The sequence below is a fragment of the Pseudomonas sp. LPB0260 genome (genome assembly GCF_013388395.1).
In genome coordinates this window covers 296,112-322,434 of the sequence record NZ_CP058247.1, presented here as the reverse complement: position 1 = coordinate 322,434, position 26,323 = coordinate 296,112, and the positions used below count along the sequence as shown (strand labels likewise).

Here is a 26,323-nt window from a genome sequence, read left to right as displayed (position 1 = left end):
CAAGCGGGAATAGCTCAGTTGGTAGAGCACGACCTTGCCAAGGTCGGGGTCGCGAGTTCGAGTCTCGTTTCCCGCTCCAGTTTCAACGGGCCGTTTACGACGGCCCGTTTGGTTTCAAGGCTGAGTAGCAGAGTGGTTATGCACCGGATTGCAAATCCGTGAACGCCGGTTCGATTCCGACCTCAGCCTCCAATTAAAAAGCCCCGTAGATCAGAGATTTACGGGGCTTTTTTAATGGACTCTGAAAACTTGCGAGGTCGGTGACTGCTGTATATAGTCCGGCCTCACGCACGCTAAAGCGCCCCGATGGTGAAATTGGTAAACACAGCAGACTTAAAATCTGCCGACCGCAAGGTCTTGCCGGTTCGATTCCGGCTCGGGGCACCATTGATGCGGTTTCAGACGATTTTCGTCTGGCTGCAGCTCACAAAAAACCGGCATTAATAGCCGGTTTTTTTGTGCCCTCACTTCCCCGTCTTTGAGAAAGGTCGCCATAGGCGCTACCTCAAAGGTGCCCTGGAATGATGAGACCTTCGCGGCGATAGGCTTCGATATCGATGCCAAAGGCTCCGGTCGGGTGAACTTCGCCCACACGGTAAGGCAGACCGTTCTGGTCGGTAGGGTTCCTGATCAGGTCAATGATCTTGGGCTTGCAGGGTTGCTTGTCACTGTCGAGTACCAGCAGCAGGCGCGGCTTTAGCTTATGGTCCGGCGAGCAAGCGGTGATGATCGCGACTTCGCCATTGGTCAACTCCACAATCTCGCCTGGCGGGAATATCCCGATCATGCGGATAAAGGCGAGTACAACTTCTTCGTCGAACTGCGTATTTACCTCGTCGAAGAGGATGCGCAGTGCCTCCATTGTCGATCGGCCCTTGCTGTAGACCCGGTCGCTGTTGATGGCGTCGTAAGCGTCGACCACGGCAATGATCTTGGCGAAGTAGGGAATCTGGTTAGCCTTCAAGCCTCGAGGATAGCCGCCACCGTCCATGCGTTCATGGTGGGCGTAGGCAACATCTACTGCCGCCGCAGGAACCTGACCGTTGGCAAGCAATAGTTTGCGCCCCTCGATCGAGTGCAACTTCATGACGTTGAACTCGTCCTCGGTCAGCCGGCCAGGCTTGTTCAGGATTTCATCCGGTACCTTGAGCTTGCCTACGTCGTGGAGCATGCCGCAGATACCAACTTGTTCGAGTTCCAGTGGCATGAGGCCCAGCTCGCGGCCCAGGGCAATGGAGAGGATGCCGACACGCAGGCAGTGTTCGGCGGTGTATTCATCGCTGTCCTTGATGCGCGCGAGCCAAAGCATCGCGGAGGGGCTCTCGAGGATATGGTCGACACATTCCTTCACCACTTCCTTGACGGTCGCGACATCCAGGCTCTGACCGAACTTGACTGCATTGAGGATGCGCAGGGAGGATTCGCGCGCAGCCTGCCAGATGGGAAGCGCCTGCTGCATGCGATTGTCGAACTTGACCTTGGCGATTGCCGCCTCGCGAGTTGCGCGGTCAGGGGCTTGGCCCAGTTGTTGCGCGCTTACGCCGGTCGACTGTTTGGCGTCGACCCAGACAGACTGGCAATGCTCTCGAAGCAGGTGTAACTCCTGCTGTTCGCGAATAAGAAAACCTTGGAAAAGGAAGGGGGTTTCTGTCCAGGGGCGATCCAGTTTGGCGACATACATGCCGATACTCAGATCATCAACCGCTACCTCGATCGTATGTGGCAGCGAACGTGTATCCATGACACCTCTCCAGAAGACAGACTGCGATACTGGCTATTGGCCAATGTGCATTATAGGCCAGGGCCATTGGCCTATGACTATAGCCGTTGTTGGCCAGTTGCTACCCCCGGCATTCGTCGAATACTGGTGAAAGTGTGCGTTTGCCAGGCTGTGTGGCTGCCACGCCCGACCTGCTGTTCGGCTTTCGTTGTCCGGGGCTCCCGGCAGCTTGCCCTTCACCGCCCCGTCATCAAGAGGACATATGTTTGCCACGACCGTCGGTTGCAATCGCTGCAGTGCACTTCGGGGGGGGCGGCGATGAAGATCTGCGTTATCGGGGCTGGCTATGTCGGTCTGGTTACGGCGGCATGTTTCGCGGAAATGGGCTGTCGGGTGATCTGTGTCGAGCGCGACCCATTTCGTATCGCGCGTCTTAGGCGCGGTGAGGCGACGATCTACGAGCCAGGGCTGCAGCCCCTGCTGCTGGCCCACCTGGCCAGTGGGCAGTTGAGTTTCAGCCAGGACCTGGCGGAGGGCACGGCGCATGCCGAGGTGGTCTTCATCGCGGTGGGAACACCGAGCGCGGAGGATGGCTCGGTCGACCTGTCCCAAGTATTGGCGGTGGCCGACGAGCTCGGCGACACTTTGGCGAGACCTTGCCTGGTAGTCGATAAATCGACGGTGCCAGTCGGCACGGCCGAGCGGGTGGCGCAGCGGATCAACGTTCGTCTAGGCAAGCGCAACAAGTGCTTTCAGGTTCCAGTGGCAAGCAACCCGGAGTTTCTCAAGGAAGGTTCGGCGGTCGACGATTTCATGCGTCCGGACCGGGTGATCATCGGCTGCGATGACGTCGCGAGCGCCGAACTGCTGCGCCGCCTCTACGTGCCGTTCTTGCGCAATCATGAGCGCCTGCTGTGTATGAGTGCGCGCGAGGCAGAGTTCAGCAAGTATGCGGCGAACGCCTTTCTTGCCACCAAGATTTCCTTTATCAACGAAATGGCCGGGCTCTGCGCGCGCCTGGGTGTGGATATCGAACAGGTTCGCCGGGGCATTGGCAGCGACAAGCGTATCGGCACTCACTTCATCTACGCTGGCTGCGGCTATGGTGGCTCCTGCTTTCCCAAGGATGTCCGCGCGCTGATCCGCACGGCTGAACAGGAGGGTATCGAACCCGGCATCCTGCGGGCGGTCGAGGCGCGCAATGCGTTGCAGAAAACCTGGCTGTTTCAGGTATTGCGCGAGCATTTCAGCGGTCACCTGCAGGGGCGCGTGGTGGCGCTCTGGGGGCTTGCGTTCAAGCCGGGCACCGACGACCTGCGTGAGGCGCCGAGTCTGGTGCTGCTCGAAGCGCTGCTCGCCGCCGGCGCCACCGTGCAGGCATGCGACCCGGTTGCTACCGCTGGGGTCGCCGCGCGCTACGAACAAGCTCTTCAGAGCGGACAGCTGCGCCTGAGCGAGTCGCCATACAGCGTCGTCGAGGGCGCGGACGCCCTGGTGCTGGTGACGGAGTGGAAGCAGTTCCGCCAGCCGGACTTCGCGCAGATCCGCAGCCTGATGCGTATGCCGGTGCTGTTCGATGGCCGCAATATCTACGACGGCAAGCAGCTTGCCGAGCTGGGGTTCCTCTACCGCGGCATCGGCAGGCCGGCCCTGGGGCGTTGTATGGTCAGCGCAGCCTGATAGACTGCCCCGGCATTCTATTGCTCGCTAAGGAGTCCCATGATTAAGAAATGCTTGTTCCCAGCCGCCGGTTACGGCACGCGCTTTCTGCCTGCAACCAAGGCAATGCCCAAGGAAATGCTGCCGGTGGTGAACAAGCCGCTGATCCAGTATGGCGTCGAGGAGGCCCTCGGTGCTGGGCTGACCGAAATTGCCATGGTCACCGGCCGAGGCAAGCGCTCGCTGGAGGATCACTTCGATATCAGTTACGAGCTGGAGCACCAGATACGCGATACCGACAAGGAAAAGTACCTGGTCGGCATTCGGCGCCTGATTGATGAGTGCACCTTCTCCTATACCCGCCAAGTGGAAATGAAGGGCCTGGGCCACGCCATTCTCAGCGGCCGGCCGCTGATCGGCGATGAACCCTTTGCCGTGGTGCTGGCCGATGACCTGTGCCTGAACCTGGACGGCGACGGGGTCCTGACCCAGATGGTCAAGCTGTACAACCAGTTCCGCTGTTCCATCGTCGCGATTCAGGAAGTACCGCCGGAAGAGACCCATAAATATGGGGTCATCGCCGGTGAAATGATCCGCGATGACATCTACCGGGTGAACAACATGGTCGAAAAGCCCAAGCCGGAAGATGCACCTTCGAACTTTGCGATCATCGGCCGCTACATCCTCACCCCGGATATCTTCGACATCATCGAAAGTACCCCGCCGGGCAAGGGCGGTGAGATCCAGATTACCGACGCACTGATGAAGCAGGCCCAGGACGGCTGCGTGCTGGCCTATAAATTCAAGGGGCAGCGCTTCGACTGTGGCGGTGCGGAAGGCTATATCGACGCTACCAACTTCTGTTTCGAGCACCTCTACAAGACCGGCAGGGCCTACTGAGTCGGCCGCAACGTTAAGAGAGCCACCTCAGGGTGGCTCTCTTGCATTCAGGGGATCGGCATTGCTTCCGAGCCAGGCCCCAAAGGCTGGCCGTAGCTGAACTCCACGTAGTTCCCGGCGGGATCGCGCAGGCCGCAGTAGTAGCCGACCGGGTAGGGCTCGTCACGTGGCGCCCAGATCAGGCAGCCGGCAGCCTGGGCCTTCGCGGCGACGGCGTCGACCTGTTCGCGGCTATCCAGGGCGAAACCGAAGTGACTGTAATCGTCGGCAGCCAGCTGACGGTCCACGCCGCCCGGCATGATCACGAAGATAAAGCTGTGTTCCTTGCCCGGCTCGGCCATCCACACGATCCGCGAGCCCTTGCCTGCGCGCTCATGGATGACGCGCATGCCACAGAACTCGGCGTAGAAGGTTACGCAGGCATCCAGGTCCGGAACGTGCAAGGCCAGGTGGGTGAGGGTGGGGCGCATGGCTGTTCTCCCGTCGAGCACTGTTAAAGGATAGGCCTCAGGCTGAGGATTATGCGGCGCTTGGGGTATGCTGGCGAATTGCTAAGGAGGCTGAGCATGACCTACGACTTCGACCTGTTTGTGATCGGTGCCGGATCCGGCGGCGTGCGCGCTGCCCGTTTTGCCGCCGGCTACGGCGCTCGCGTGGCGGTAGCGGAAAGTCGCTATCTGGGTGGAACCTGCGTCAACGTCGGCTGCGTACCGAAGAAGCTGCTGGTGTATGGCGCCCATTTCGCCGAGGACTTCGAGCAGGCCAGCGGCTTTGGCTGGTCCCACGACGGTACTCGGTTCGATTGGCCGACGTTGATAGCCAACAAGAACCGGGAGATCGAGCGTCTCAACGGCATCTATCGCAATCTGCTGGTCAACAGTGGCGTGACCCTGCTCGAAGGCCATGCGCGCCTGCTCGACGACCACAGCCTGGAACTGAACGGCCAACGCTACAGCGCCAAACACATTCTCATCGCTACCGGCGGCTGGCCTTATATCCCCGAGTTTCCCGGCTGTGAGCATGCGATCAACTCCAACCAAGCGTTCTTTCTCGAGCAACTGCCCAAGCGCGTGCTGGTGGTCGGCGGCGGCTATATCGCCGTGGAGTTCGCTTCGATCTTCCATGGCCTGGGTGCCGACACCTCGCTGCTGTATCGCGGCGAGTTGTTTCTCCGGGGCTTCGACGGCGCCGTTCGCCGACATCTGCGCGAAGAGCTGAGCAAGCGCGGCCTGGACCTGCAGTTCAACAGCGATATCAGCCGGATCGACAGGCAGGCGGACGGCAGCTTGCTCGCAACCCTGCAGGATGGCCGCGTGCTGGAAACCGACTGCGTGTTCTATGCCACCGGCCGGCGGCCGATGCTGGACGATCTTGGCCTGGAGAACACCGGCGTGATGCTGGACGAGAAGGGCTTCATCCAGGTCGATGAGCACTTCCAGACCCGCGCACCGTCGATTCTGGCAATCGGCGATGTGATCGGCCGCGTACAGCTGACCCCAGTCGCCCTGGCCGAAGGAATGGCCGTGGCCCGGCGGTTGTTCAAGCCGGAGGAATACCGCGGCGTCGACTATCAGACGATACCGACAGCGGTGTTCAGCCTGCCGAATATCGGCACCGTTGGCCTGAGCGAAGAGCAGGCGAGGGCGGCAGGACACCGGCTGAAGATCTACGAGAGCAGGTTCCGCCCCATGAAGCTGACGCTTACCGAAAACCAGGAGCGCACGTTGATGAAACTGGTGGTGGACGCCGACACCGACAGGGTGCTGGGCTGCCACATGGTGGGGCCGGAGGCGGGGGAGATCGTTCAGGGATTGGCCGTTGCCCTGAAGGCCGGAGCAACCAAGCAGGTGTTCGACGACACCATAGGCATCCATCCGACTGCCGCCGAGGAGTTTGTTACCATGCGCACCCCAGTCGCATCCTGAGGCCAGCATGGCGCAATTATTCTATCTGGCCGACCTGTTCGGCGTGGCGGTGTTCGCCATCACCGGGGCATTGATGGCCGGGCGCAAGTCCATGGACCTGTTTGGCGTACTGGTCATTGCCGTGATTACCGCCCTGGGCGGAGGCACGCTGCGCGACCTGATCCTGGACAATCATCCGGTCAGCTGGATTCGCGACGACACCTACATCGCCGTGGCCACCCTGGCGGCAGTCGGCACCGTGCTCTGGGTGCGCCTGACCCGGCCGATCCATGAAACCGGCTTGCTGATCGCCGACGCCTTCGGCCTGGCGGTATTCACCGTGATCGGCACCGAGGTGGCCATGCAGCATCAGGTGCCTTTAAGCACCGCGGTGATCATGGGGGTGATGACAGGGGTGGCAGGCGGTGTGATGCGCGATGTCATCTGCAACGAGATACCGCTGATCTTCAAGAAGGAAATCTACGCCACCGCCTGCATCGCCGGGGCGCTGATGTTCATTGCCTTGCGCCTGCTCAATACCCCGCACTGGTTGGACACCGGAATCGCCATGCTCACCGTCCTGGGCATTCGCATGGCGGCGATCCGCTGGCGTTTCTCGCTGCCGCGTTTTCATCTGCTGGATCGAGATTGAGCATGATCGAGCGACTGGATCATCTGGTACTGACAGTTGCCAACATCGACGCAACCGTTGCCTTCTACCAGCGGGTATTAGGCATGCGCCACGAGCGCTTCGCCGGCGGGCGCAGCGCCTTGGTATTCGGTCAACAGAAGTTCAACCTGCACCAGGCCGGCCAGGAGTTCGAACCCAAGGCCCTGCGACCGCAGCCTGGCGCGATCGATCTGTGCCTGGTCAGCAACTGGACGACCGAGCGGATCCTGGCGCATCTGGCCGAGCAGGGCGTGCCAGTGGAAGAAGGGCCGGTCATGCGCACCGGTGCGCTTGGGCCTATCGAATCGGTGTACTTTCGCGACCCTGACGGCAACCTGATCGAGATCGGGGGCTATCCGCGACACGCTGACTAAGGATCGTAATGTCGGCAGATATATATAGTATTTAACATAATATACATTATGCGAAGGGTCAGAACTAAAGAAGAGTGCGAGGCTCACGGCTACTGTCGGTGTCGAGATCAGTTAGATCTGCACAAACACAGATAAAAAAGAATCAGCACGGCCGCACATCTTCGCGCTGCCAGGCCCGCGACAGCAGGTCGATCACTTCCTGATCTGGCGTTTGGCCAAAGTCCACATACCACTGGCCGATGGCCATCAGCATAGCCGGCATGAAGGGGCAAACCAGTTCATCGACCTGGGTGCGCAGTAGCTCTGCACTTTCCGGGGCGGCAACCGGGACGGCGACTATGATGCGCGCGGGGGCCTGCTGACGCACCGCGCGCACCGCGGCCTGCATGGTCGCGCCTGTGGCCACGCCATCGTCGACCAGTATCACCTGTTGCTCGCGCAGCAATGGCGGCTGGCGTTCGCCGCGATAGACACGGGTGCGGCGCTGCAGCTCCGTGGTTTCCGCTGCGGCGACGGCGTCGATGCTGGCCTGGTCGACACGGGCATACGCCAGCACGTCGGGGTTCATCACCCGCACCCCGCCACTGGCGATGGCGCCCATGGCCAGTTCGGCATGGCCCGGCACGCCCAGTTTGCGGACCAGCATCAGGTCCAGGCGCACTTCCAGGGCGTCGGCGATCTGGTAGGCCACCGGTACGCCGCCTCGGGGCAAGGCCAGGACTATGACATCGGAGCGCCGCCGATAGGCCGATAGCCGCTGCGCCAGGGCTTGGCCTGCGGCGACTCGGTCGGGAATGGGTATCGCAATGGAGGCTGCCGGTGTCATCTGTCTGCCCTTCGCAACAGTGCATCTCCCACTATGCACCCGCTGCTCAGGGCCGATTCAGGGCCGTGACCAGCGGACGCTGGCGGGCCGGATTGCTGGATGTCTCTGAGGGGGGAAACAGCTGGTCCTGTGCCCTCGCGCGCCGGGCTAAACCTGCAGCACCACGCGTCCACGAGTCGGGCAGGTTTCCATCAGCCGATGGGCTTCGACCACCTTGTCGAAGGCGAATACCTGCTTGATCAGCGGGTGCAGCAGCCCGTCGCACGTGAGCTGGTTGATGCCTTGCAGCGCCTTGGCCACCGCTTCCTCGTCCTGGGGAATGCCCAGCTCTTCCTTGCCGGTGAAGTTACCGATGCAGTGGACGAAGAACTGGATGTTCTTCTGGAATGCCGCGCAAGCCGGGAATGGGGTTTCGTTACCGCCCTGCAGGCCATAGAGCACCAGGCGCCCGCGGGGCGCCAGGGCATCGCCGAGCAGGCACATCTGTGGCCCACCGAGGCAATCCATGACGATATCGACGCCGCGCTCGTTGGTCAGTTTGTTGACCCGGCTGACCAGATCCTGTTCCTCGGTGAGGATCACCTGGTCTGCGCCCAGTTCGCGCAGCAGCTCGCGGTCCTCGCTGTCTGCCGTCGCGGCGATCACCTTGGCCCCCAGCGCCTTGCTCAGCTGCACGATATAGGGCCCCCAGCAGCGACTGGCGGCGGTGACCAGTACGGTTTCACCGGGTTTGAGGCGGGCCAGTTCGACCAGGCCGAACCAGCCGACCATCGAGGGTAGGTAGTGCACGCTGGCCTGTTGCGCGGTCAGTTGCTCGGGATAGCGGGTCAGCGAGCGACGCGGCAGCACCACTTCCTCGGCACAACAGGGATAGCGATTGGCGCTGTGCCCCGGGAAGCTGGCGACCTTGTCACCCACCGCCAGGTCCTCGACGCCCTCGCCTACGGCTATGACCTCACCGGCCAATTCGTGGCCGAGCCCGGCGGGAAGCTGGGCCGGTGTGTCGCCGAGGTTCTGCCGCCAGAGCACGTCGTACCAGCTGACCCCAAGTGCCTCGACACGCAGCAGCACCTCGCCGGCAGCCGGCATTGGGCGCGGGCGCTCTTCGATCTTGAGGACGTCGGCCTCGCCGAACTGATGGAAACGGATGATGCGGGACATCGCAAACCTCGCCGGTTGACCCCTTATGGCCATGGACTTTATCCGGGCTTTGTGCGCAAAGCCAGCGGCTGGGAGTGATATTGACCATGTCTGTCGATGATGGAAAGGCCGACAACTATCATTGTCGGGAACATGTCTGTTGCCTCGTGGCGCCCGTTCGCATTAGCCTGAACCAGGCCGCCTTCGAGCCCCTCACTCCAGAATGGACACCGGATGAACCGCAACGATTTGCGCCGAGTCGATCTCAACTTGTTGATCGTCTTTGAAACGCTGATGCATGAGCGCAGCGTGACCCGTGCGGCCGAGAAGCTGTTTCTCGGCCAGCCGGCGATCAGCGCCGCCCTCTCCCGGCTGCGCGGCCTGTTCGACGATCCGCTGTTCGTGCGTACCGGGCGCAGCATGGAGCCCACTGCACGGGCCGAGGAAATCTTCGCCCTGCTGGTTCCGGCGCTGGACTCGATCTCCACCGCGGTCAGCCGCGCCGCCGAGTTCGACCCGGCGACCAGCAAGGCTGTGTTTCGCATCGGCCTTTCCGATGACGTCGAATTCGGTCTCCTGCCCCCGCTGATCAAGCGCCTTCGCGCCGAGGCGCCGGGGGTGGTGCTGGTGATTCGCCGTACCAACTACCTGCTGATGCCCGCGCTGCTGGCCTCCGGAGAAATTTCGGTGGGTGTCAGCTACACCGAGGAACTGCCGGCCAACGCCAAACGCAAGGTGATGCGGCGTAGCAAACCCAAACTGTTGCGTGCCGACAGCGTGCCCGGGCCCCTGAGCCTGGACGACTTTTGCGCGCGGCCCCACGCTCTGGTGTCCTTTGCCGGCGACCTCGGCGGTTTTATCGACCGGGAACTGGAAAAGATCGGCCGCCAGCGCCGTGTGGTCCTGGCCGTGCCGCAATTCAATGGCCTGGGTCCCCTGCTTAGCGGCACCGACATTGTCGCCACGGTGCCGGATTACACGGCCGCCGCCCTGACCGCCGCCGGCGGCCTGCGCACCGAGGACCTGCCCGTGGACGCCCAGACCTTCGAACTGCATATGGCCTGGCGCGGGGCGCAGGACAATGATCCGGCCGAGCGCTGGCTGCGCTCGCGCATCCAGATGTTCGTCGGCGACCCGGACAGCCTGGACTGACCCGTCCGGGCCGCCCTGTCTCGGGCACTATCGGCGCAATCGATACCAGCAGCGCACTCATCACTGCCAGTGATACCCACCTTCGCGCCGTTCGATTCGTGCGCCACCCGCTTGCGATGCAGACTCCGCCCATCCATAAAAGTAAGTGGCGGACAATCACATGGAACAGCCCAACACCCTCTGGCGCCTGCCCCTGGCACTCGCTGCGCTGGTGGCCCTCGGCGCCTGCGGCGAGGCCCCGCAGAGCCAGCAGCAGATGCCGGCCCCAAACGTCAGCGTGGCGACGGTCATCGAGCAACCGCTCAACGAGTGGGATGAATTCACCGGGCGTCTCGAGGCCCCAGAGTCGGTGGAAATCCGACCGCGGGTGTCCGGCTTTATCGATCGGGTGGCCTTCGACGAGGGTGGCCTGGTCAAGCGCGGCGACCTGCTGTTCCAGATCGATCCACGCCCCTTTCAGGCCGAGGTCAAGCGTCTCGAGGCCCAGCTCCAGCAGGCCCGCGCCGCCCAGGCCCGGGCCGCCAGTGAGGCGCGCCGCGGCGAGCGCCTGCGCAAGAGTAATGCGATTTCCGCCGAGCTGGCCGATGCCCGCGCCAGTGCAGCCCAAGAGGCACTGGCCGCTGTGGCCGGCATCCAGGCCGAACTGGACAACGCCCGCCTCAACCTCAGCTTCACCCGCGTCACCGCGCCGATCGATGGCCGTGTCAGCCGCGCCCGGGTCACGGCCGGCAACCTGGTCGGCGCCGGGCAGACGCTGCTGACCTCGGTGGTCAGCACCGACCGGGTCTACGCCTATTTCGATGCCGATGAGCGGGTGTTTCTCAAATACCTCGAACTGGCGCGCCAGGGGCGGACCGATGTCCGCGCGGCCAGCCCGGTCTATCTAGGCCTGAGCGACGAAGAAGGCCACCCGCACCTGGGCCGGCTGGACTTCCTCGACAACCAGGTCAACCCGCAGACCGGCACCATCCGCGGCCGCGCGGTGTTCGACAACAGCGAGGGTCGTTTCACCCCCGGCCTTTACGCCCGCCTCAAGCTGGTTGGCAGCAGCACCTACGCCGCCGCCCTGATCCAGGACGTGGCGGTGGGCACCGACCTGGGCAACAAGTTTGTCCTGGTGCTCGGCGAGGACAACCGGGTGAGCTACCGCGCCGTCGAACTGGGGCCCAAGGTCGCCGGCCTGCGCATCGTGCGCAGCGGCCTGGTCAAGGGCGAACGGATCGTGGTCAACGGCCTGCAGCGGGTCCTGCCCGGCTCGCCGGTCGAGCCGCAGGCGGTGCCCATGGCCGATGAGCAGACCCTGGCCAACCTCGCCCGTCTGCGCCAGGCGGTTGAAAGCCACAACTCACCCCGCGTTGCCGAACAGCACAGCAAGCCCGGCATACCCCGCGGCTGACCACGCATGGGTGCGCCCGGCGCACCCCACCCCAGACCGTAGCGTGTGCGGGGCCTTCTAGGCCGCGTGCAGCGGTGCCCAAGGACTACCGATGAACTTCTCGCAATTCTTCATTCAGCGACCGATCTTCGCCGCCGTGCTGTCGCTGCTGATCCTGATCGGCGGCGCCATCTCGCTGTTCCAGCTGCCGATCAGCGAGTACCCGGAAGTGGTGCCGCCGACCGTGGTGGTGCGTGCCAACTTCCCCGGTGCCAACCCCAAGGTGATCGGCGAAACCGTCGCCTCGCCCCTGGAGCAGGCAATCACCGGCGTCGAGGACATGCTCTACATGTCGTCCCAGGCGACCGCCGACGGCAAGCTGACCCTGACCATCACCTTCGCCCTGGGTACCGAGCTCGACAGCGCCCAGGTGCAGGTGCAGAACCGCGTCACCCGCACCATGCCGACCCTGCCCAGCGAGGTGCAGCGCCTCGGCGTGACGGTCGACAAGGCCTCCCCAGACCTGACCATGGTGGTCCACCTGACCTCGCCGGACGACCGCTACGACATGCTCTATCTGTCCAACTACGCCGCGCTCAACGTCAAGGATGAACTGGCGCGCCTGGACGGCATCGGCGACGTGCAGCTGTTCGGCCTGGGCAACTATTCGCTGCGGGTCTGGCTCGACCCGAACAAGGTGGCATCGCGCAATCTCACGGCCAGCGACGTGGTCACCGCGATTCGCCAGCAGAACCGCCAGGTGGCCGCAGGCGCCCTGGGTGCGCCGCCGTCTGCCGGCGACAACAGCTTCCAGCTGTCGATCAACACCCAGGGCCGCCTGGTCAGCGAGGAGGAGTTCGAGAACATCATCGTGCGTGCCGGCGACAACGGCGAGATCACCCGCCTGAAGGACATCGCCCGCATCGAGCTGGGTTCCAGCCAGTACGCCCTGCGTTCACTGCTCAACAACAAGCCGGCGGTGGCCATCCCGGTGTTCCAGCGCCCCGGCTCCAATGCCATCGCGATTTCCGACGCCGTGCGCGCGCGCATGGCCGAACTGAAGCAGAGCTTTCCCCAGGGCGTGGACTACGAGATCGTCTACGACCCGACCATCTTCGTCCGTGGCTCGATCGAGGCTGTGGTGCACACCCTGCTCGAGGCTATCGTCCTGGTGGTGCTGGTGGTGATCCTGTTCCTGCAGACCTGGCGCGCCTCGATCATTCCCCTGGTCGCGGTACCGGTGTCGCTGATCGGCACCTTCGCGGTGATGCACCTGCTGGGCTTCTCGCTCAACGCCCTGTCGCTGTTCGGCCTGGTGCTGGCCATCGGCATCGTGGTGGACGACGCCATCGTGGTGGTGGAGAACGTCGAGCGCAATATCGGCCTGGGCAAGTCCCCGGTCGAGGCCACCCGCCAGGCGATGAAGGAAGTCACCGGGCCGATCGTCGCCACCGCCCTGGTGCTCTGCGCGGTGTTCGTGCCGACCGCCTTCATCTCAGGTCTCACCGGCCAGTTCTACCAGCAGTTCGCCCTGACTATCGCGATCTCCACGGTGATCAGCGCGTTCAACTCCCTGACCCTGTCGCCGGCCCTGGCCGCCGCCCTGCTGCGCCGCCACGACGCGCCCAAGGACGCCTTCTCCCGCCTACTCGACAAGCTGTTCGGCGGCTGGCTGTTCGCGCCCTTCAATCGCCTGTTCGAGCGCGCCAGTCGCGGCTATGGCCGCACCGTGCAGCGCGTGCTGCGCGGCAGTTCGATCGCCCTGCTGGTGTATGGCGGGCTCATGGGCCTGACCTACCTGGGCTTTGCCAACACCCCGAGCGGCTTCGTGCCGCCCCAGGACAAACAGTACCTGGTGGCCTTCGCCCAGCTGCCGGACGCCGCGACGCTGGACCGCACCGAGGCCGTGATCAAGCGCATGTCGGAGATCGCCGGCGAGCACCCCGGGGTGGAGAACACCGTGGCCTTTCCGGGACTGTCGATCAACGGCTTCACCAACAGCCCCAACAGCGGCATCGTCTTCACCCCGCTCAAGCCGTTCGATCAGCGCACGGACCCGTCCATGAGCGCCGGCGCCATCGCCGGCCAGCTCAACGGTCAGTTCGCCGAGATCCAGGACGCCTTCATCGCCATCTTCCCGCCGCCGCCCGTGCAGGGCCTGGGCACCATCGGCGGTTTCCGCGTGCAGGTGCAGGACCGCGGCAACCTCGGCTACGAGGAGCTGTACAAGCAGGTGCAGAACGTCATCGCCAAGAGCCGCGAGGTGCCGGAACTGGCCGGACTGTTCACCAGCTACACGGTCAACGTGCCCCAGGTAGATGCCGACATCGACCGGGAAAAGGCCATGAGCCACGGGGTGGCCGTGGAGGACATCTTCGACACCATGCAGGTCTATCTCGGTTCGTTGTATGCCAACGATTTCAACCGCTTCGGCCGCACCTACCAGGTCAACGTCCAGGCCGAGCAGAAATTTCGTCTTGAGCCGGAGCAGATCGGCCAGCTCAAGGTGCGCAATAAGCGCGGCGAGATGGTGCCGCTGTCGACCTTCGTCAAGGTCTCGGGCAGCGCCGGTCCTGACCGGGTGATGCACTACAACGGCTTCCTCACCGCCGAGATCAACGGTGGCGCGGCGCCCGGCTACAGCTCCGGACAGGCCGAAGCGGCCATGGCCAAACTGCTCAAGGAGGAGCTGCCCAACGGCATGAACTTCGAGTGGACCGAGCTGACCTATCAGCAGATCCTCGCCGGTTACACCGCGCTGTTCGTCTTCCCGCTCTGCGTACTGCTGGCCTTCCTGGTGCTGGCCGCCCAGTACGAGAGCTGGAGCCTGCCGCTGGCGGTGATACTGATCGTGCCGATGACCCTGCTGTCGGCCATCACCGGGGTGATTCTCAGCGGCGGTGACAACAACATCTTCACCCAGATCGGCCTGATCGTGCTGGTGGGCCTGGCCTGCAAGAACGCCATCCTGATCGTCGAGTTTGCCAAGGAGAAACAGGAAGAAGGCCTGGACCGCGTCGCGGCGGTGCTGGAGGCCTGCCGTCTGCGCCTGCGGCCGATCCTGATGACCAGCTTCGCCTTCATCATGGGCGTGGTGCCCCTGGTGCTGTCCTCCGGCGCCGGCGCCGAGATGCGCCACGCCATGGGGGTGGCGGTGTTCAGTGGGATGCTCGGGGTGACCTTCTTCGGCCTGCTGCTGACGCCGGTGTTCTATGTGCTGATTCGCGCCTTCGTCGAGGGCCGCGAGGCCAGGCAGGCCAAGCGTTTGCAGGAGGTGCAGGCATGAAGGCCCTGACCCCTGCCCTGCTCGCCCTGGCATTGAGCGCCTGCGCCGTCGGCCCGGACTATCGGGCGCCGGACACGCCGGCGGCGCGCGTGCTCGGCGCCGAGCACCAGGACTACGATCGCTCGCGTTTCGAGGCGCTCTGGTGGCAGCAGTTCGACGATCCGACCCTGAATCAGCTGGTCCGGCAATCGCTGCGGGAGAACCGCGAGTTGCGCGTCGCCTTCGCCCGCCTGCGCGCGGCCCGGGCCATTCGCGACGATGTCGCCAACGACCGCCTGCCGACCGTCACCGGGCGTGCCAGCAGCGCACTGGGCAAGGCGCAACAACCCGGGGTGAGTGAGCGGCGGCTGAGCAGCGAACGCTACGACCTGGGCCTGGACATGGCCTGGGAGCTGGACCTGTTTGGCCGCATTCAGCGTCAGCTGGAGGCCAGCGAGGCGCAGATCGAGGTCGTCGAGGCGGACTATTTCCAGCTGCAGGTCAGCCTGATCGCCGAGCTGGTGGAGGCCTACGGCAGGCTGCGCGGCGCCCAGCTGCGTGAAGCCATCGCCCGGGAAAACCTGGACAATCAGCGGGAGTCGCGGGGCATCGTCGAGCAACTGCGCGATGCCGGCGTCGGCAGCGAGCTGGATGTGTTGCGCAGTGAAGCCCGTCTGGCCGCCGTCGAGGCCAGCCTGCCGCAATTGCAGGGCAAACAGCTGCGCGCGCGCAACCGTATCGCCACCCTGCTCGGCCAGCGCCCGGAGCAACTGCGCGTGGATCTGTCTGCGCGGCCGCTGCCGGCCATCGCCAAGGCCCTGCCGGTCGGCGACCCAGCCGAGTTGCTGCGCAGGCGGCCCGACGTACGTGCGGCGGAGCGCCGCGTGGCGGCCGCCAGCGCGACCATTGGCGTGACCACCGCCGAGTTGTTCCCGCGGGTCAGTCTGAGCGGTTTCCTCGGCTTCACCGCCGGTCGGGGTTCGCAGCTGGGCGCCTCGGCGGCCCGGGCCTGGGGCCTGGCGCCGAGCATCAGCTGGGCGGCCTTCGACCTGGGCAGCGTGCGCGCCCGCCTGCGCGGCGCCGAGGCTGACGCCGAGGGCGCGCTGGCGAGCTATGAACAGCAGGTGCTGCTGGCCCTGGAGGAAACCGAGAACGCCTTCAGCGACTACGCCAAGACCCAGCAGCAGCTAATCGCCCTGCTGCGCCAGTCCGAGGCCAGTCGCGCCGCCGCCGAACAGGCGGCCATCCGCTACCGCGAAGGCACGGTGGACTTCCTCGTGCTGCTGGATGCCGAGCGTGAGCGCCTGGCCGCCGAAGATGCCCAGGCCCAGGCGGAGGTCGAGCTGTACCGCGGCATCGTGGCCATCTACAAGGCCCTCGGCGGCGGCTGGCAACCCCAGGCCTGATCCTTGCTCACTCCCAGGTTGGTGTTGCTCGCCAACCCTCTTCGCCCCAGGTTGTCGCTCCTGACCCTGGGGCATTTTTTTGCTCGCGCCAAGGTGCGCGCCGACCGTGCACGGCTAGATCAGGCCGCCGTTGACCCCTATCACCTGGCCGTTGACCCAGTCGCCCTCCTCGCTGACCAGAAAGGCCACGACATTGGCGATATCCGCGGGGCTGCCGAGGCGCTCCAGGGGCGCCTGCTTGGCCAGCCGCTCGACCAGTTCCACCCGTTTGCCACTGAGGAACAGGTCGGTTGCAGTCGGCCCCGGGGCGATGGCGTTGACGCAGATGCTGCGCCCGCGCAGCTCCTTGGCGAATACCCGGGTCAGGCATTCCACCGCGGCCTTGGAGGCGGCGAACAGCGAATAGCCCGGCAGCGCCAGGGCCACCGCGCTGGAGGAGAAGTTGACGATCCGCCCGCCTTCGCGCAGACGCGTCGCCGCCAGGCGCAGGGTGTTGAAGGTGCCTTTGGTGTTGATCGCGAACAGCCGCTGGTACAGCCCATCGTCGCTGTCGGCGAGATTGACCATGCCGGGCTGGATGATCCCGGCGTTGTTGATCAGGATGTCGACGGCGCCGAACTCCACCTCAGCCTGGTCGAACAATGCTTCGACCGCGACCGGGTCGCTGACGTCGGCCAGCACCGCATAGGCCTGGCCGCCGGCGCGGGCGATGTCGCGGACCACCTGCTCGGCGTCGGCCGGCCGCGAGGTGTAGTTCACCACCACGCGGATGCCGTCGGCGGCCAGGCGTTTGGCAATGGCTGCCCCTATTCCCCGCGAGGCGCCTGTGACTATGGCTACTTTCGGCATGGGCACTCCCGAGCGTGCGGCTCAAGCATCCACCGCGGATCCGGCGAACGCCGTGCACGTCTTTAGCAGTGGTATAGCCGCCTTTGGCCGATCGTGTCCGACCAGTCATCCCTCGGCGGGCCCGGCGCCTAGTGGAATCTCCGCCTTTGCCAGGGGGCGGGCGGGCTAGGCGGTGACCGTCGCGCCGCCGGCCAGGGCCTGGATGAACTGGTCAGCCGGCAGCGGATGGCCGAGCAGAAAGCCCTGCAGCGAGTTGCAGCCCAGCTCGGTGAGAAAGCTTTTCTGCTGCTGGGTTTCCACGCCCTCCGCGACGATGCGCAGGTTCAGCGCCTGGCCCAGGGCGACAATGGCGGAGATGATCGCCGCATCGTCGCTGTCATGCACCAGATCGCTGACGAAGCCGCGGTCGATCTTCAGCTCGTTGGCGGGCAGGCGCTTGAGGTAGAGCAGGCTGGAGTAGCCGGTGCCGAAGTCGTCGATGGACAGGTCGACACCCATCTCGGCCAGGCGATTGAGCACCTGCAGGGTCGCGTCGGCATCGCTCATCGCGGTGGTCTCGGTAATCTCCAGGGTCAGGCAGTTGGCCGGCAGCGCATGCTGCCGCAGCGCCTTGGCGACACTGTCGATCAGGCCGGCATGGCAGAACTGCAGCGCCGACAGGTTCACCGCCACGCGCCAGTCGCGGTGACCCTGTTCGTACCATTGGCGCATCTGCCGGCAGGCTTGGTCGAGCACCCACTCGCCGATGGGGATGATCATCCCGGTCTTCTCCGCCAGTTCGATGAACTCGGCCGGCGAGACGATGCCGCGCTCGGGGTGCTGCCAGCGCAACAGGGCTTCGGCACCGGTCGGTCGGCCGTTTCGGGCATCGAACTTGGGCTGGTAGTAGAGGCGGAACTCATCGCGCTCCAGGGCCATGCGCAGGTCATGCAGCAGCTGCAATTGCTTGCGCGCATTGGCGTTCATCGACGCCTCGAAGAAGCTGTAGCCGTTCTTCCCCGCTCCCTTGGCGTGGTACATGGCCGCATCGGCATTGCGCAGCAGGGCTTGCTGATCCTCGCCATCGCCGGGATAGAGGGCAATGCCGACGCTGGTGGAGACGCGCAGCTCGTGTTCGCCAATGGTGAAGGGCTGGCTGATCAGCTGGACGATCTGCTCGGCGAGGCTCACCGCATCGTCTGCCTCGCGCAGCTCCGCCAGCAGCACGAACTCATCGCCGCCGACCCGCGCCAGGGTGTCCTGCGCCCGCAGGCGCTGGCGCAGGCGCTCGCCCACCGCGCACAGCAGCATGTCGCCGAGGTGATGGCCAAAGGCGTCGTTGACCGGCTTGAAGCCATCCAGGTCCATGAACATCAGCGCAAAATGGCCACCTCTGCGTTCCATCTTGTGGATACTCTGGCCGATTCGGTCTTCCAGCAGCAGACGGTTGGGCAGCTTGGTCAGCGGGTCATGCAGCGCCAACTGGGTCAGTTCGCGGTTGGCCAGGGCCAAGGACTCGCTCAGCCTGGCGACTTGCGCCTGCATGCGCGCATCGAGCAGCGAGGTCAGCAGGGCAATCACCAGCACCGTCAGCGTCGCGATACCGACCAGGCCCGCCAGCCAGGCGCTGTCCAGGCCAGTGCCGGCGGCCAGGCAGAAGCTGTCGAGCGGGAAGTTGGCCGCGGCCATGCCGGTGAAATGCATGCCGACTATGGCGCCGCCCATGACCAGGGCCGCCGCGGCCCTTGCCAGGCGCACCGATGGTCCGGGCAGGCGCAGGCGAAAGGCGATCCACAGCGAGGCCGCAGAAGCGGCGACGGCGATGAGCAGGGACAGGCCAAACAGCACGGGGTCGTAATCGATGCCCGGCTGCATGCGCAGGGCCTGCATGCCCACGTAGTGCATGGCGCTGATGCCCGCCCCCATGACCAGCGAGCCGAGCAGCCAGTGCCAGCGTGGCATCTGTGGCTGGCTCACCAGCCACAGGGCGAATCCCGAGGCGAGCACGGCCATGGCCAGCGACAACAGGGTGATGACGAGGTCGTAGCCGAGGGGGATCGGCAGGCTCATGGCGAGCATGCCGATAAAATGCATCGACCAGATGCCGATGCCCATGGCCAACGCGCCGCCGGCGATCCACAGGGGCAGCGCCAGGCCCTTGGCCGTGGCGATACGCCCGGCCAGGTCGAGGGCGGTATAGGAGGCCAGCATGGCCACCGCCAGGGATGTCAGCACCAGGGAAAAATCGTAGCTCGCAATCAGCATGGCAACGCTCTATACGCCGCCGGGCGACAGCCCGGGAACAGAGGGTTAAGTTCTGGAGTGGAGCCGGCGCCCTGGCGAGGCGAGCGCATCCCGACTGGGAGCACCGGCTTCATGCAGGCCACTTGCAGCTACATTTCCGCGACAAGTGCCGGGGATCTTAACCAATAAAGCTGTGAGCCGTTACCCAAAATTTGAAACGGAACAGCCACTTGCTGAACAAAGCTGGAGTGATTCCCTATCTATAGCAGCCTGCCGGCGGCGCGGGCACCTGCCCCGGGTGCCGCGCAGCGTCGGGAGCGAGTCCGCAGTCGGGCTAAGCTTGTAGGCATGGTTAGTGCCACTTTTCGCTTCTATGAGGAGCTCAACGACTTCCTGGCGCCTGCGCGGCGGCGCAGGGCGTTCGAGTGCGATTGTGCGCAGGCGGCGACGGTCAAGCACATGATCGAGGCCCTCGGCGTGCCCCATACCGAGGTCGAGCTGGTACTGCTCAACGGCGAGTCGGTCGGCTTCGAGCGAATGCTGCTGGACGGCGACCGGGTGGCGGTCTATCCGAAGTTCGAGCGTCTGGACATCAGCCCGCTGCTCAAGGTCCGTGATCGGCCGCTGCGGGTGCTGCGCTTCGTCGCCGACGCCCATCTCGGCGGACTGGCCCGCCTGCTCCGCATGCTGGGCTTCGACACGCTCTACGACAATCACTTCGAGGACGCGGCCATCGCCGAGCTGGCGGCGCAGCAAGGCCGCATCGTGCTGACCCGTGACCGCGAGCTGCTCAAGCGCAGCGTGATCAGCCACGGTTGTTACGTGCACGCGCTGAAACCGGCCCGGCAGCTGCGCGAGTTGGTCGAGCGACTGGACCTGGCGCGCAGCTTCAAGCCGTTCAGCCTGTGCCTGCATTGCAACCTGCCGCTGCAGCCGAGCGATCTCGAAGAGGCCCGCGAACGGCTGCCCAGTCGCATCGGCTACAGCTACTCGCGCTTCATGCACTGTGCCGGCTGCCGCCGCCTGTATTGGGAGGGCAGCCATTGGCGCAACATGTGCGCCCTGCTGGCGCCACTGCTGGAGCCAGGCAGCGATCCAGCGCCCCGCTAGGGCAACCTTGCGCGCATCCCGGCGCGCTCAATCCGGCACACGCAGGCCTTTTTCCCGCAACCAGGCGGGATTGAACAGGCGCCTGGCGTACAGGCTGCCGCGGTCGCACAGCAGGGTCACCAGGGTATGCCCGGGGCCCAGATCGCTGGCCAGGCGGACCGCCGCACAGAGGTTGATGCCGCTGGAGCTGCCGACGAACAACCCCTCCTCACGCAGCAGGCGGTAGACCATGTTGACGCACTGCTGGTCGTCGATCTGCAGCGCCGAGTCGATCTGGGTGTCCTTGAGGTTGGCCGTCACCCGGCTGGTGCCGATGCCCTCGGTGATGGAGCTGCCCTCGGCCAGCAGCTCGCCATCCAGTACCCAGTGGTAGAGCGCGCTGCCCATGGGGTCGGCGAGAACGATGCGTACCGCCGGGTTGCGTTCCTTCAGATAGCGCGACACGCCCGCGAGGGTGCCGCCGGTGCCGGTGGCGCAGACGAAGGCATCGACCCGTCCTTCGGTGTCGCGCCAGATCTCAGGGCCCGTGGTGCGGTAGTGCACCTCGCGGTTGGCGGTGTTGTCGAACTGGTTGGCCCAGATCGCCCCGGGCAGTTCCGCGGCCAAGCGCCCGGCGATCTTCTGGTAGTTGTGCGGGTCGCTGTAGGGCTTGGGCGGCACCGGGCGCACCTCGGCGCCCAGGTGGCGCAACAGCTCCAGCTTTTCCGGGGATTGGTTGTCGGGTATCACGATGATGCAGCGATAGCCGCGCACCGCGCAGATGTGCGCCAGGCCGATGCCGGTGTTGCCGGCGGTCCCCTCGACCACGGTGCCGCCGCTGCGCAGTCGGCCGCTACGCTCGGCGTCCTCGATGATGCCCAGGGCGGCGCGATCCTTTACCGAACCGCCGGGGTTGAGAAACTCGGCCTTGGCCAGTATCTCGCAACCGGTTTCTTCACTGAGCCGGGCAAGCCGGATCAGCGGTGTATTGCCGATCGCACCGATAAAACCCTCGCGCAGGTTCATGGTGCACCTCCAGCCAGCTGTAACCCTCTCAGTCTAGTGGGCTATACGGCCGCTTGCAGGCCGGGCAGGAGTGCCGAAGCAATGCCGGGCGGGCCGAACGCCGGCCCGCCTCAGCGCTTGAGCGTCATCAGCTGTTCGCGCATGCGCTGGTTTTCCTGTACCAGTTGCCGCTGGGCGAAGGCGTCGCGCAGCTGGCTGCGCAGATCGTCGGCGTCCCAGGGCTTGGTGATGAAGCGGTAGATCACCCCTTCGTTGACCGACTTGAGGATATTGCGCACTTCGGTGGAACCGCTGAGCACCATGCGGATGATTTCCGGATAGATCATCCTGATTCGCCTGAGGAACTCCACGCCGTTCATGTCGGGCAGGCGCAGGTCGGTCAGCACCACATCCACCGGATGGGTCGCCAGCAGGTTCAAGGCTTCCACGCTGTTGCCGGCAACCAGTATCTGGTAGTTCTCCTGGCGTAGCTCGCGGCGCAGCGAATTGAGGACGCCGGGCTCGTCGTCGATCAGCAACAGGTAGGACACTGGCTCGCCGGCCATGAGGGGCGGCAGCTGCAGTTCGCCATCTTCGTCGAGGAACTGCATGCAGGCCTGGGGTGGCAGCGGCGGCGAGTAGTAGTAGCCCTGCAACTCGTCACAGCCGGCGGCACGCAGAAAGCCCAGTTGCTCGGCGTTCTCCACGCCCTCGGCGATCACCTTGATGCCCAGGTTATGGCCGATGGAGATCATCGAGCGCGCCAGGGAGGCGCTGTCCGGGTCCAGGTGCACGTCGGTGACGAAGCTGCGGTCGATCTTCAGTTCGCTGAAGGGAAACCGCTTGAGGTAGCCCAGCGACGAATAACCGGTGCCGAAATCGTCGATCGAGAAGCGAATGCCCACGTCGATCAGCGCGCGCATGCGGGCCAGCACCTCATCGGCGTTGGTCATCAGCATGGACTCGGTGACTTCCAGCTTGACCATCGATGGCGCCACCTCATGCTGGCGCAGGATGGCCTGGATGCGCTCGACGAAGTCGGGCGCCATGAAGCTGATGGCGGAGAAGTTCACCGCGATACTGCCGTTGAGCAGCAGGTACTTCCAGTCCTGCAACTGTCGGCAGACGGCGTCGAAGACATGGAAATCGATGCCGACTATCAGCCCGGTCTCCTCGGCCAGGGGGATGAATTCGTCAGGCATCACCGTCTTGCCGCCCTGGCTCCAGCGCACCAGAGCCTCGAAGCCGCACAGGCGCCCGTTGTGCAGGTCCAGCTGCGGCTGGTAGACCACCTGGAACTCGTTGTGCTGCAGGGCATGGCGCATCTCGCGCTCGAGCAGCAGGCGCCGCTGCATCTGCTCGTTCATCTGCGGGGTGAAGGCGCAGATGCGGTTACGTCCCTGGTGCTTGGCCTGGTACATGGCGGTATCGGCGTTGCGCAACAGGGTGCTGATATCACGACCGTCCTCGGGGAAGCAGCAGAAGCCGATGCTGCAGCTGACCACCACTTCCTGGCCGTCGAGTATCAGGGGCGCGGCGACGCTCTGCTTGAAGCGCTCCAGGCCGCCGAGGCGCTTGGTCATCTGACCGCCATCGGCCAGCAGGATGACGAACTCGTCACCGCCGAGGCGCGCCACGGTGTCGATCTCCCGGGCGCAGGCCTTGAGGCGCTCGGCGACCTGCATCAACAGTTGGTCACCGGCGTTGTGGCCGAGGCTGTCGTTGACCACCTTGAAGTTGTCCAGGTCCATGAAGGCCAGGGTGAACAGGCCCTCGTTGCGGCTGGCGAAGGCTATGGCCTGGAGGATGCGGTCGTTGAGCAGGTTGCGATTGGGCAGGCCGGTCAGGCTGTCGTGGTTGGCCTGGTGCTCCAGTTCCTCCTGATAGCCCTTGGCCTCGGTGATGTCGTGGAGGATGCCGACGAAGTGGCTGATCTTGTCGCGATCGTTCACCACCGGGGCGAGGCGCAGTTCGTTCCAGAAGGCCGAGCCGTCCTTGCGGTAGTTGCGCAGGACGGCCCTGCCCTCCTCCTCGGCACCCAGGGCCCGGCGGATGCTGTCCAGCTCCGGTTGCTCGCGGTCGGTGCCCTGCAGGAAGCGGCAGTTGCGCCCGAGCACTTCCTCGCTGCGGTAACCGGTGATGCGTTCGAAGGCCGGGTTGACGTAGACGATCGGCTGATCTTCGCGCTGGTTGTCGGTGATCACGATGGCATTGACGCTGGCCTCCATGGCCCGCGTGCGGATGCGTATTTCCAGATCGCGCTGGCGCTGTTCGCTGATGTCCTGGATCACCGCGATGGCGCCTTGCACCACGCCGTGTTCGTCCAGATAGGGCACTGCGGAATTGAGCGTGGTCTTGTGCGAGTCATCGAAGGCCTGGATATCGATGATCTCATTGCGCATCACCTTGCCCTCGCGAACGGCCCGGGCCAATGGCCAATCTGGCGCATCCAGGGGCTCGCCATGCTCCGTCCAGGCGCCCCGGTAGCGTGAGTATTCGTCCAGCTCCGCCGGCTGCGGCCCGGCCCAGATCAGGCCGTTCTCCGGGTTGCTGAGAATCAGGCGGCCCTTGCTGTCGGCAACCGACACGCCGACCGGCAGGTTGTCGAGAATCTTGCGCAGCAGCGCCTCGCTCTGTCCCAGGGCCCGGGTGCGCTGCTCCACCAGCTGCTCCAGGCTCTCGAACAGCCGTACCCGGCCGAGCGCCATGGCCAACTGGCGACCGATGGAGGCCAGTGCGACGAGTGCATCCTCCGGCCAGGATTGGCCCTTGTTACGCACCACATTGAGCATGCCGATGGTCTCGCCGCCGAGCTGCAGCGGGATGCTGGCGTGACTGTGCTCGGCCATCTGCGCCAGGGCCGGACAGCCGGCGATATTGCTCGGCACGCTGAGCTGGTCGCTCAGCCAGGCATGCCGGCACGGGCAGTCCGTGGAGCAGGCCGTCAGGCGCTCCAGGCTGTAGTCGCCATCGCGGCCCCGGGCGTCCGCCACGCGCAGGGTGCCAACCTGCTCTGCACCGTCGGCAAGTAGCAGCCAGGCACCGACCGCGTTGGGGAATTCGAGGATGCGCCCCAAGGCAGCGTCGATGACGTGACGCTGACTATTGGCGTCGGTCAGACCGCTGGTGAACTGGAACAGGCAGTTGAGCAGCGAGTTGCTGCGGGTCAGCTCGTCATGCTTGGCCAATAGCTCGTGGTTGAGCCTTACGCCCTGCTCATAGGTGGAGATCAGCAGGTCGAGGATCTGCTGGCGGCTGGCGGTGATGAAATGGCGCTCGCCCTCCAGCACCACTTCCACGCCCATCTGCACCCGCTCGTTGCTGCGCAGCTCCAGATTGACCATGAAATAGCGAATGCGCGACATCAGGTACTTCTCGTCGTAGGGCTTGACGATGAAGTTGTCGGCGCCGCACGCCAGGCCATGCACCACGTCCCGGGCGTCGGCGAGGCTGGTGACCAGGATCACCGGAATGCTCGACGTGCGTGGATCGCCCTTGAGCTGGCGGCACAGCTCGTAGCCGTCCATCTCCGGCATGACGATATCGCTGATGACGATGGTCGGCAGTCGTTCGGCCAGGCAGGCCAAGCCTTCTACGCCGTTGCGCGCGATGCGCGTCTGGCAACCGGCCGCCTCGAGCAGGAACTGCAGTTCGGCGGCCTGGGTCGGGCTGTCCTCGACGATGAGAATTTCAGCATCCGTGAACATGGTTACTCTCCTCCCGGCAGGGTGCTGCAGGTAGCACCGCGCGAGGCAATCGTATTGAGCAGGGTGGCAATCGCCTCGGGCGGCAGCACCTGGCGCGCCGCATGCAATCTGATCGCCGCCAGCGGCATGGCATCGATCACCGCGCTGGCCGGCTCCTGAACGACTGTGAGAGCGCCGAGGCGATGCAGGTCGAGCAGCCCCTCGGCGCCGTCACGGCCCATTCCAGACAGCTGCACGGCAATCGCCTGATTGCCGAGGGACAGCGCAACGCTGCGAAACAGATGGTCGGCCGAAGGGCAGTACGCCTCGCCATTCCTGCTCCGTAGCTGAGCCCGCAGATCGGCGCCGACCCCCAACTGCTTGCCATCCGGCGACAGGTACAGGACCCCCGGTTGCAGCGCCTGGCCGTGTTCGGCGATGACCACGGAGATGGTGCAGATGCTCGCCAGCCAGTCGCGGAAGCTGGCCACGAATCCGGCCGCGATGTGCTGGGCCAGCAGCATCGGCCAGGGCTGCTGGGCCTTCAGGCGTGACAGCAGCTCCTTCAGCGCCACCGGACCACCGGCGGAGGCGGCAATGGCCACCAAGCGTGGGCGCCCGGTGTATAGCGGGCTGCCTTCCGCTGGCGCCGGCCCCTTCTTCAACGAGCGGGGACGGCGTACGATCTTGACCTGTGCCATGTTGCGCAGGGTGCCCAGCAGTTCCTCGACCCGCTCCTCGAAGTTCGCCGCCCCAGGCCCGCGGGGCTTCTCCAGCACGGCCAGGGCGCCGGCTTCCAGCGCATGCATGGCCGTGGCGGCGCCGTACAGGTTGGCGCTGGCGGTCAATACCACCACCGGCAGTGCGTACTTTTCCAGTATCCGCGCGGTGGCTTCATAGCCATCCATGCCCGGCATATGCACATCCATGGTGATGATGTCCGGTTGATAGCCTTCCAGCAGGCGCAAGGCCTGCTCGCCACTGTCGGCCTCGCGCACCTCGAAACCCTCACTCTCCAGCACCGTGCGCAGCAGCACCCGCAGCACCGGCGAATCGTCGACAATCAGTACGCGCATGACA

19 protein-coding genes and 3 tRNA genes are annotated in these 26,323 nt (G+C 64.8%); 13 read left to right on the top strand and 9 right to left on the bottom strand.

Annotated features, from left to right (window positions below):
- Nucleotides 1-3 precede the first annotated feature (3 nt).
- The 3 genes from LPB260_RS01370 (at nucleotide 4) to LPB260_RS01360 (ending at nucleotide 387) form a co-directional block, all read left to right on the top strand.
- Nucleotides 4-79, top strand: a tRNA-Gly gene (locus LPB260_RS01370).
- Between the two features lie 39 nt (nucleotides 80-118).
- A tRNA-Cys gene (locus LPB260_RS01365) sits at nucleotides 119-192 on the top strand.
- Between the two features lie 108 nt (nucleotides 193-300).
- Nucleotides 301-387: transfer RNA gene (locus tag LPB260_RS01360), tRNA-Leu, on the top strand.
- Nucleotides 388-505: 118 nt separating this feature from the next.
- On the opposite strand, the gene LPB260_RS01355 is transcribed toward LPB260_RS01360, so the two are convergent.
- Complete coding sequence (locus LPB260_RS01355) at nucleotides 506-1,741, bottom strand: HD-GYP domain-containing protein (RefSeq protein ID WP_208706863.1); 1,236 nt, start codon at nucleotides 1,739-1,741, stop codon at nucleotides 506-508.
- A gap of 297 nt (nucleotides 1,742-2,038) precedes the next feature.
- Here LPB260_RS01355 and LPB260_RS01350 point away from each other — a divergent pair, with 297 nt between their 5' ends.
- Together LPB260_RS01350 and galU are read left to right on the top strand one after the other, a co-directional pair.
- The gene (locus LPB260_RS01350) at nucleotides 2,039-3,400 is read left to right on the top strand and encodes a UDP-glucose/GDP-mannose dehydrogenase family protein (protein ID WP_208706862.1); all 1,362 of its coding nucleotides are present in this window, start codon (nucleotides 2,039-2,041) and stop codon (nucleotides 3,398-3,400) included.
- A gap of 39 nt (nucleotides 3,401-3,439) precedes the next feature.
- Nucleotides 3,440-4,279: a UTP--glucose-1-phosphate uridylyltransferase GalU gene (gene galU, locus LPB260_RS01345; protein ID WP_208706861.1), complete on the top strand. Its 840-nt coding sequence runs from the start codon at nucleotides 3,440-3,442 to the stop codon at nucleotides 4,277-4,279.
- Between the two features lie 47 nt (nucleotides 4,280-4,326).
- On the opposite strand, the gene LPB260_RS01340 is transcribed toward galU, so the two are convergent.
- Nucleotides 4,327-4,749: a VOC family protein gene (locus LPB260_RS01340; protein WP_208706860.1), complete on the bottom strand. Its 423-nt coding sequence runs from the start codon at nucleotides 4,747-4,749 to the stop codon at nucleotides 4,327-4,329.
- Between the two features lie 96 nt (nucleotides 4,750-4,845).
- Between LPB260_RS01340 and gorA the strand changes: the two genes are divergently transcribed.
- Genes gorA through LPB260_RS01325 form a run of 3 tightly spaced genes read left to right on the top strand, consistent with a single transcriptional unit; the run spans nucleotide 4,846 to nucleotide 7,227 of the window.
- Nucleotides 4,846-6,204, top strand: a complete 1,359-nt coding sequence (gene gorA, locus LPB260_RS01335; RefSeq protein ID WP_208706859.1) for a glutathione-disulfide reductase — start codon at nucleotides 4,846-4,848, stop codon at nucleotides 6,202-6,204.
- 7 nt (nucleotides 6,205-6,211) lie between these two features.
- Nucleotides 6,212-6,835 carry a trimeric intracellular cation channel family protein gene (locus tag LPB260_RS01330; RefSeq protein WP_208706858.1) on the top strand — a complete coding sequence of 208 codons (624 nt, stop codon included), beginning with the start codon at nucleotides 6,212-6,214 and terminating at the stop codon, nucleotides 6,833-6,835.
- Between the two features lie 2 nt (nucleotides 6,836-6,837).
- A complete protein-coding gene (locus LPB260_RS01325; RefSeq protein WP_208709999.1) occupies nucleotides 6,838-7,227 on the top strand; it encodes a VOC family protein in 390 nt (129 codons plus the stop codon).
- A 142-nt stretch (nucleotides 7,228-7,369) separates the two neighbouring features.
- Here the strand turns inward: LPB260_RS01325 and LPB260_RS01320 are convergent, their stop codons facing one another.
- Nucleotides 7,370-8,053, bottom strand: coding sequence for a phosphoribosyltransferase (locus tag LPB260_RS01320; protein ID WP_208706857.1), 684 nt, complete (start codon nucleotides 8,051-8,053; stop codon nucleotides 7,370-7,372).
- 147 nt (nucleotides 8,054-8,200) lie between these two features.
- On the bottom strand, nucleotides 8,201-9,214 hold the full coding sequence (locus tag LPB260_RS01315; RefSeq protein WP_208706856.1) for a zinc-dependent alcohol dehydrogenase family protein: 1,014 nt from the start codon (nucleotides 9,212-9,214) through the stop codon (nucleotides 8,201-8,203).
- Between the two features lie 213 nt (nucleotides 9,215-9,427).
- On the opposite strand from LPB260_RS01315, the gene LPB260_RS01310 reads away from it, so the two are divergent.
- The 4 genes from LPB260_RS01310 to LPB260_RS01295 all read left to right on the top strand — a co-directional run bounded on the left by LPB260_RS01310 (nucleotide 9,428) and on the right by LPB260_RS01295 (nucleotide 16,391).
- Nucleotides 9,428-10,345, top strand: coding sequence for a LysR family transcriptional regulator (locus LPB260_RS01310; protein ID WP_256625431.1), 918 nt, complete (start codon nucleotides 9,428-9,430; stop codon nucleotides 10,343-10,345).
- 160 nt (nucleotides 10,346-10,505) lie between these two features.
- The gene (mexE, locus tag LPB260_RS01305; RefSeq protein WP_208706855.1) at nucleotides 10,506-11,741 is read left to right on the top strand and encodes a multidrug efflux RND transporter periplasmic adaptor subunit MexE; all 1,236 of its coding nucleotides are present in this window, start codon (nucleotides 10,506-10,508) and stop codon (nucleotides 11,739-11,741) included.
- 91 nt (nucleotides 11,742-11,832) lie between these two features.
- Nucleotides 11,833-15,006, top strand: a complete 3,174-nt coding sequence (locus LPB260_RS01300) for an efflux RND transporter permease subunit (protein ID WP_208706854.1) — start codon at nucleotides 11,833-11,835, stop codon at nucleotides 15,004-15,006.
- A complete protein-coding gene (locus tag LPB260_RS01295; protein WP_208706853.1) occupies nucleotides 15,003-16,391 on the top strand; it encodes an efflux transporter outer membrane subunit in 1,389 nt (462 codons plus the stop codon). The genes LPB260_RS01300 and LPB260_RS01295 overlap by 4 nt, the downstream gene beginning before the upstream one ends.
- 114 nt (nucleotides 16,392-16,505) lie before the next feature.
- Here the strand turns inward: LPB260_RS01295 and LPB260_RS01290 are convergent, their stop codons facing one another.
- Together LPB260_RS01290 and LPB260_RS01285 are read right to left on the bottom strand one after the other, a co-directional pair.
- Entirely contained in the window at nucleotides 16,506-17,240 is a 735-nt protein-coding gene (locus LPB260_RS01290; protein WP_208706852.1) for an SDR family oxidoreductase, read from the bottom strand.
- Between the two features lie 165 nt (nucleotides 17,241-17,405).
- Nucleotides 17,406-19,484: a bifunctional diguanylate cyclase/phosphodiesterase gene (locus LPB260_RS01285; protein ID WP_208706851.1), complete on the bottom strand. Its 2,079-nt coding sequence runs from the start codon at nucleotides 19,482-19,484 to the stop codon at nucleotides 17,406-17,408.
- A gap of 327 nt (nucleotides 19,485-19,811) precedes the next feature.
- Here LPB260_RS01285 and LPB260_RS01280 point away from each other — a divergent pair, with 327 nt between their 5' ends.
- Entirely contained in the window at nucleotides 19,812-20,573 is a 762-nt protein-coding gene (locus LPB260_RS01280; protein WP_208706850.1) for a Mut7-C RNAse domain-containing protein, read from the top strand.
- Between the two features lie 27 nt (nucleotides 20,574-20,600).
- Here the strand turns inward: LPB260_RS01280 and LPB260_RS01275 are convergent, their stop codons facing one another.
- From LPB260_RS01275 to LPB260_RS01265, 3 genes are all read right to left on the bottom strand, one after another.
- Complete coding sequence (locus LPB260_RS01275; RefSeq protein ID WP_208706849.1) at nucleotides 20,601-21,578, bottom strand: cysteine synthase A; 978 nt, start codon at nucleotides 21,576-21,578, stop codon at nucleotides 20,601-20,603.
- A 110-nt stretch (nucleotides 21,579-21,688) separates the two neighbouring features.
- The gene (locus tag LPB260_RS01270) at nucleotides 21,689-25,264 is read right to left on the bottom strand and encodes an EAL domain-containing protein (protein ID WP_208706848.1); all 3,576 of its coding nucleotides are present in this window, start codon (nucleotides 25,262-25,264) and stop codon (nucleotides 21,689-21,691) included.
- A 2-nt stretch (nucleotides 25,265-25,266) separates the two neighbouring features.
- Nucleotides 25,267-26,319: a chemotaxis protein CheB gene (locus tag LPB260_RS01265; RefSeq protein ID WP_208706847.1), complete on the bottom strand. Its 1,053-nt coding sequence runs from the start codon at nucleotides 26,317-26,319 to the stop codon at nucleotides 25,267-25,269.
- Between the last annotated feature and the right edge of the window lie 4 nt (nucleotides 26,320-26,323).

Excerpts from the sequence above, each read along its gene's own strand:
- LPB260_RS01300 (WP_208706854.1), top strand. The coding sequence starts at position 11,833 with ATGAACTTCTCGCAATTCTTCATTCAGCGACCGATCTTCGCCGCCGTG.
- LPB260_RS01310 (WP_256625431.1), top strand. The coding sequence starts at position 9,428 with ATGAACCGCAACGATTTGCGCCGAGTCGATCTCAACTTGTTGATCGTC.
- LPB260_RS01270 (WP_208706848.1), bottom strand. The coding sequence starts at position 25,264 with ATGTTCACGGATGCTGAAATTCTCATCGTCGAGGACAGCCCGACCCAG.
- LPB260_RS01330 (WP_208706858.1), top strand. The coding sequence starts at position 6,212 with ATGGCGCAATTATTCTATCTGGCCGACCTGTTCGGCGTGGCGGTGTTC.
- LPB260_RS01315 (WP_208706856.1), bottom strand. The coding sequence starts at position 9,214 with ATGTCCCGCATCATCCGTTTCCATCAGTTCGGCGAGGCCGACGTCCTC.
- LPB260_RS01295 (WP_208706853.1), top strand. The coding sequence starts at position 15,003 with ATGAAGGCCCTGACCCCTGCCCTGCTCGCCCTGGCATTGAGCGCCTGC.
- gorA (WP_208706859.1), top strand. The coding sequence starts at position 4,846 with ATGACCTACGACTTCGACCTGTTTGTGATCGGTGCCGGATCCGGCGGC.
- LPB260_RS01355 (WP_208706863.1), bottom strand. The coding sequence starts at position 1,741 with ATGGATACACGTTCGCTGCCACATACGATCGAGGTAGCGGTTGATGAT.
- LPB260_RS01340 (WP_208706860.1), bottom strand. The coding sequence starts at position 4,749 with ATGCGCCCCACCCTCACCCACCTGGCCTTGCACGTTCCGGACCTGGAT.
- LPB260_RS01350 (WP_208706862.1), top strand. The coding sequence starts at position 2,039 with ATGAAGATCTGCGTTATCGGGGCTGGCTATGTCGGTCTGGTTACGGCG.
- LPB260_RS01275 (WP_208706849.1), bottom strand. The coding sequence starts at position 21,578 with ATGAACCTGCGCGAGGGTTTTATCGGTGCGATCGGCAATACACCGCTG.
- galU (WP_208706861.1), top strand. The coding sequence starts at position 3,440 with ATGATTAAGAAATGCTTGTTCCCAGCCGCCGGTTACGGCACGCGCTTT.
- mexE (WP_208706855.1), top strand. The coding sequence starts at position 10,506 with ATGGAACAGCCCAACACCCTCTGGCGCCTGCCCCTGGCACTCGCTGCG.
- LPB260_RS01325 (WP_208709999.1), top strand. The coding sequence starts at position 6,838 with ATGATCGAGCGACTGGATCATCTGGTACTGACAGTTGCCAACATCGAC.
- LPB260_RS01290 (WP_208706852.1), bottom strand. The coding sequence starts at position 17,240 with ATGCCGAAAGTAGCCATAGTCACAGGCGCCTCGCGGGGAATAGGGGCA.
- LPB260_RS01265 (WP_208706847.1), bottom strand. The coding sequence starts at position 26,319 with ATGCGCGTACTGATTGTCGACGATTCGCCGGTGCTGCGGGTGCTGCTG.
- LPB260_RS01285 (WP_208706851.1), bottom strand. The coding sequence starts at position 19,484 with ATGCTGATTGCGAGCTACGATTTTTCCCTGGTGCTGACATCCCTGGCG.
- LPB260_RS01320 (WP_208706857.1), bottom strand. The coding sequence starts at position 8,053 with ATGACACCGGCAGCCTCCATTGCGATACCCATTCCCGACCGAGTCGCC.
- LPB260_RS01280 (WP_208706850.1), top strand. The coding sequence starts at position 19,812 with ATGGTTAGTGCCACTTTTCGCTTCTATGAGGAGCTCAACGACTTCCTG.